General features: G+C 63.4%; 5 protein-coding genes and 2 pseudogenes. All 7 read right to left on the reverse strand.

Annotated elements, in window-relative coordinates; translation table 11 throughout:
* Positions 1–454, reverse strand: a pseudogene (locus tag C7I87_RS27940) (IS66 family transposase); the annotation flags it as partial.
* Positions 406–744: pseudogene (tnpB, locus tag C7I87_RS27945) on the reverse strand (IS66 family insertion sequence element accessory protein TnpB); the annotation flags it as partial. The pseudogenes C7I87_RS27940 and tnpB (C7I87_RS27945), both read right to left, overlap by 49 nt.
* A 123-nt stretch (positions 745–867) precedes the next feature.
* Complete coding sequence (locus C7I87_RS27950) at positions 868–1875, reverse strand: tyrosine-type recombinase/integrase (protein ID WP_149907261.1); 1008 nt, start codon at positions 1873–1875, stop codon at positions 868–870.
* Entirely contained in the window at positions 1872–2804 is a 933-nt protein-coding gene (locus C7I87_RS27955) for a tyrosine-type recombinase/integrase (RefSeq protein WP_112096031.1), read from the reverse strand. The genes C7I87_RS27950 and C7I87_RS27955 overlap by 4 nt, the downstream gene beginning before the upstream one ends.
* Positions 2801–4039, reverse strand: coding sequence for a site-specific integrase (locus C7I87_RS27960; RefSeq protein WP_149907262.1), 1239 nt, complete (start codon positions 4037–4039; stop codon positions 2801–2803). The genes C7I87_RS27955 and C7I87_RS27960 overlap by 4 nt, the downstream gene beginning before the upstream one ends.
* A gap of 103 nt (positions 4040–4142) precedes the next feature.
* Positions 4143–4298, reverse strand: coding sequence for an IS66 family insertion sequence element accessory protein TnpB (gene tnpB / locus C7I87_RS36840; RefSeq protein WP_149907263.1), 156 nt, complete (start codon positions 4296–4298; stop codon positions 4143–4145).
* Positions 4295–4483: a transposase gene (locus C7I87_RS27970; RefSeq protein WP_149907264.1), complete on the reverse strand. Its 189-nt coding sequence runs from the start codon at positions 4481–4483 to the stop codon at positions 4295–4297. Before C7I87_RS27970 ends, tnpB (C7I87_RS36840) begins: the two co-directional genes overlap by 4 nt.
* Positions 4484–4738: the final 255 nt, after the last annotated feature.

Raw genomic sequence — 4738 nt, forward strand, 5'->3', positions numbered from 1 at the left:
GCGCAGCCGATGACCGCCGCAGCAGTGGCAAGCGGTCGGCGCCGGCTCGACCGCGCGTTCGCGCGGCAGATGCTCGGGAAATGGCTGACGCGCCGGTCGCTTGCGCACATAAGGCGCCACCTCGGTGGTCCGGGCCGCGGCCTGTGCGGCGGCGATCTCGTCTTCCGTCGCCCGTGCTCTCGAGTTCCTCGAAGGTGAGCTCCATCTGGTCGTGCAGGCGGGCTGAGCGTTCAGCACTCTGACCATGCAGCGCCCGCTGCAGCTTCCGGATCGTCAAGTCGTGATGTGCGATTAGCGCCGCATCGTCCGATGCCTTGGCCCTGGCGACCGCCAGTTCGGCCTCGACCAGCGCAGCGCGCGCGGCCTCGTCTTCGGCTCTGGCCAGCGCTGCTGTCAGCGCGGCTCTCAGCGCGCCGATATCGTCCGGAACAGCATCCAGGGCGGTGGCAACCATGCCCAGGAGTGAACCATAGAACGCGTCCGCTGACTCGCGGAAAATGGCGTAAAATCAAAGAAAAACTCAGCCGCGCGCTGCGGTCGGAACGTGTGGCGCGGGTTGCGCCAATCGATCCCGTCGAGCATGTAGGCGAGCTGCGCCGGTGATATGGAAACCGTACCGTCAGCCGGCGATGGCCATAGAAACCGGCCCTTCTCGAGCCGCTTTGCATACAGCGACATGCCGAGCCCATCATGCCAGATAATCTTGATCAGATTGCCGTTGCGGCCGCGGAAGACATAAAGATCGCCGGCATGCGGTTATGTGGCGCGCCACATAACCGTTCTTATGCATCGGGCGAAATTATGTGGCGGAGCCGCCCTGACCCCTTTCGAGCCGGCCAAACTCAGCTTGCCTCCGCCACATAATATTCAGATGGAGTTCAGCAGTTGCAGAACGGAGTCATTTGGTCGGAAACGCACGCCGTGATCGCCGGTGACGCCAGCCTTCTCGAGTCCATTGCGCATCATCTCGACATCCGCTGCGGCATAGCGGTGGGTCGTGGCGACCTGTGCGTGCCCGAGCCAGGCTTGGATCGTCAAAAGATCCACGCCGGACTGGAGAAGCTTCATGGCGAGGGAGTGCCGGAAGATGTGCGGCGATATAGGCTTGTCGGCCAAGGCCGGCCTGGTAGCCACGGCCTCGGTGGCCGCACGCCGCACGATATGGGTCGCTCCGAAACGAGTCAGGCGCTCGTTGCGGGCGCCGACGAATATCGGTCGCGGCTCGTGATGGGCGATCCCGCGCTCGCTCAACAAGGATGTCAGCGCCCGCGCCAGGTCCTTAGCAATGGGGACGACGCGGTCTCTGCGCCCTTTGCCGCGCAGCAGCACTTGTGGGTGCGGCCGCTCCAACTGAAGGTCGTTTGCGTTGACGCCGGTGGCTTCGGAGACCCGGGCGCCGGTCCGTGCCAAGAAGAGCAGAAAGGCTCGGTCGCGCCGACCACGGGACGTCTTTGGATCGGGCGCCGCGATGAGGGTGTCCACTTCGGCCTTGGTGAGGTGGTACGTCACCTCAATATGCGTCCGTTTAATGGGAATCGTCAGCACGCGTTGGGCGACGCCGAAGGACGCCGGGTCGGCGGCAGCGACGTGGTGGAAGAAAGATCGGATCGCGGCCAAGCGGGCGTTGCGCGTGGTGACGGAATTGTTCCGCTTCTCCTCGAGTTCGTCGAGAAAAGCGAGAACGAGGTCTCGATCAAGCTCTTCGAGCGCCAACGCCGCCGGCTTCTTCCGCAATCGGGCGGCGGCAAAGAGGATCAGCATGCGCAAGGCGTCCCGATAGCTGGCCACGGTCGCGGGAGTCGCATTCCGCTGCTTGGTCAGGCGCCGGCGGAAATAGGACTCCAGGAGCGGCGCTAGGAGCAGGTGTTCGCTCATGCTGCGCCCCCATCGAGGGCGGCACGCTCAGCCGCAATGGCGAGGAGCTCCGCCGAGCCCGTGAGGTAGTAGGCCGTGTCGCTGTAACTGGCGTGGCCGAGATATGTGGCGAGCAAAGGCAATAGCGCCTGAACGTCTGCGCGCTGTTGGTGCCAGAGGCTGAGGCGGGTCACGGCAAACCGGTGCCTGAGATCGTGCGGCCTTAACGGCTTACCGCCATCAAAGTCGGCGAGTTTACGGACCTCGGCAAAGCCGTTTTGCAGGCCGGTCGCCGAGAGGCGGTTGCCCCGGGAACTGAGGAAGAAGCCCTGATCCTTGGGTGTGGGGAAAGCGGCGTCGCGCTCACGGGCATAGCAACCAAGGGCAGCCTGGGTTGTCGTGTGAACTGGAACGAGACGATCCTTGCGGAACTTTGTCTTCCGAACGAGGAGAACCCCGTTGGTGAGATCAACGTCGGAACGATCAAGCCCGACTACTTCGCCCGATCGCAGCCCCGAACTCGCCAACAATCCGATCAGCGTCGCCATCGTCCGCCCTCGCAGAGGGATGCTAGGCGAAATGCGGGCGCATGCGTCGATGAGTGACGTCAACTCAGCCTCGCTGAGAATACGCGGAGGCGGAATCGCTCTGGATCTGGGGAAAGCCCTGCGCTCCAAGACTTCGGTTCGCGCGTCGTAGACGGCGAGATACTCGTAAAACCGGCGGAGCACGCCGTGACGAGTGACGCGGCTGTTGGCGGCGCCGCTGAACGACAGGGCGAAATCCAGCGCCAACGTTCGAGTGGCGGGCCCATCGAACTGAGCGCGCTCAACGTACCTCACGAAAGCCCGCAACGTGCCGGCTTGCTTGCTGAAGGCATAGCCGAGGGAGTGGCGTAGCTCGATGTAACACTCGGCCTTCTCGCCGAGGAATCGGGCAAAGGCGGTCATGCCACGCCTCCCGGAAAGGGGAGTGCGACCTCGGCAAGTTGCGAGGTCGCGACCTTTACGTACAGCGCCGTTGTGTTGATGCTGCGGTGTCCCAGGAGATCGGCGACCTCGTTGATCGGCCTTCGCTGCTTGACGAGCTGGGTGGCAAGACTGTGGCGCAGGAGATGCGCACCTGCGACCCGCCCGAGTTCAACCCCGCCATGTCGCAACCGCTTCCGCACGATCCTTGAAACAGGCGACGCGCATTTGAACGGTGCCACGGGCGGCGTGAAGGACAGGAACAGATACGGACTATCCACCTTCGGTCGAGCGCGCAGGACGTAGTCGGCGAGCGCGGCGCCAGTCTCCTCGAGTAGCGGCGCCACCCGATCCCGCTTGCCCTTGGTGCGCCGGACAGAAACCTCGCCAGCACGCCAGTCGATATCCTGCAGCTGAATGGCGCGTAGCTCACCGTTGCGAATGCCCGTGGTGGCGAGTAGCAGCAGGACGGCTCGATCGCGGATGTCGACCGGCGTCGTTGCGCCGATCGCATCGATTGCGCGCCGAACGTCATCCCATGCAAGGCGCGGCGGCAAATGCGCCAAACGCCAATGAGGCGTCCTTGGGACGACGCGGTCGAGATCCTGGTCATGGTGGCCAGCCCAACATAAAAACTGAAGAAATGTTCGGATGTGAGAAGTCGCTGCCGTGCGGGTGCCGGTTGTCGCCGATAGCGACAGCCGATGCTCGACAGCAGCAAGGACGTGCTCAGCCGTCAACGCCTCGAGATCTTGACCGGGATGGTGATGGCGGAACCAATCCAGAAAGCGGCGGCCGCCCAGAAGAACGCCTTCGCGGGTCCTCGGCTCAAGTCCTCGCACCTTGCGCAAATAGTCGGAAAATGAGGTCAGAAGCGGAGTATCCGGATCATCATCTACCTTGGGAGGGGAAGCGATGAAGCGCTCCGGAGCCACTCGCCGTGCATGTCCCAGCGCCGATGCTGCCCCAATGCGTGGAGAATCCGTAGTAAACGTGCATAAATAGCTGTCGACGACATCTTGATGGATCGGCATCCGACCACAGCGCGTTGCGGCAAACTGGCTAAAGCGCGCAATCCGGCTCAGGTAAATCTTGGCGGACGCTCGCTTGTAACCAAGGGTGAAAAAATGCTCCGCGAGGCGATCCATCTCGCCACCGAGTGCACCGCTACGCAGGCGCTTGAGCACCCCACAATAGGAAAAATAGAACTCGAGCATTCTGCCCCTCCGGCGTTGTGGCACAGGGGAATCCCGCGCCATGAGAGAGGCATGAAATATTATGTGGCGGAGGCAAGCTGGGTTTGGCCGGCCCGAAAGGGGGTCAGGGCGGCTCCGCCACATAATCTCGCCCGACGCATAAATGCGGATCTCGGCCCAACGTCTCCTGAACCTGCAGAGCGACACCCTGCATTCCGCGACGCATATCGGTCCGGCCGACCGCCAACCAGATCCGCACCTGGCTCGGAACCGGGATCATGAAACGCCCAGCGCCTTCACCAGCGCCGCCGCCAGAGTCGGCGGCGTGGTCAGCGGAACCCGCAGCCGCACCTTGCCGGCGATCTCCAGCTCGATCGCCGCTGGTGGTACCGCCGGCATCGAAGCGGCGACAGGCTCATCGGGAACCACGACAATTTCGGCAAAGCCCGTCTCGCGGGCTCTCATCGTGCGGCGCCACTTATAGATCAGGCTGGTCGCGACATCGTACTGACGCCACCGCCGCCACTGTGGCCCCGGGCGCGAATGCCGCGGCCAGTATCCGGCACTGATCCTCTTCACTCCAACGACGACGCTCCGGCCCGGTCAATAATGTCACATGGCTCATGCTGTGCTGCTAACTGCGCTCGCGAGGACGACCTTAAGAGCGCAGCCTCGCTGCCGTGCCATGTTCGCGCAAGGCGGCCTTCGCCGGAGGCGTAC

The organism is Mesorhizobium sp. SARCC-RB16n (assembly GCF_008520305.1).
GTDB lineage: Bacteria > Pseudomonadota > Alphaproteobacteria > Rhizobiales > Rhizobiaceae > Mesorhizobium.